Consider the following 517-nt stretch of genomic DNA (forward strand, 5'->3'; position numbering starts at 1 on the left):
TCGGACAACCTGCTGTGGCGCGACTTCTCTGCCTGCCAGCCAAACGAGAAATGGACGACCGATATCACCTATATCTGGGTCAAGGATCGTTGGTTGTATTTGGCGGTGGTGATGGATCTGTTCTCGCGCCGAATTGTGGGCTGGAGCCTGGATACCTCAATGACAGAGGCACTGATATCCAAAGCCATGGATATGGCTCTGCGGCAAAGGGAGACTGCACCAGGTCTGATAGTGCATTCCGATCGAGGCACCCAATACCGCTCGCAGGTGTACATTGATTATCTGCGCGCTAACGAAATTAGCATCAGCATGAGTCGAAAGGGAAACTGCTGGGACAATGCACCAATGGAGTCGTTCTTTAGTCGGCTTAAGGTGGAATTGATCTACCCAAAGAATTACCGGACGATTGATGAGGCTAGATCGGGTATATTTGCCTATATCGAGATATTTTATAACCGTAAGAGAAGGCACTCAGCAAACGATGGGGTAAGCCCCGTTGAATATGAGGAAGCAGCTG

At 49.9% G+C, this 517-nt stretch carries 1 protein-coding gene; it reads left to right on the top strand.

From position 1 onward, the window contains the following. On the top strand, positions 1-517 hold a 517-nt coding region (locus tag D9N13_RS05940; RefSeq protein WP_290587191.1), incomplete at both ends, for an IS3 family transposase.

The sequence above is a fragment of the Ketobacter sp. GenoA1 genome (assembly GCF_003671475.1).
Taxonomy (GTDB): domain Bacteria; phylum Pseudomonadota; class Gammaproteobacteria; order Pseudomonadales; family Ketobacteraceae; genus Ketobacter.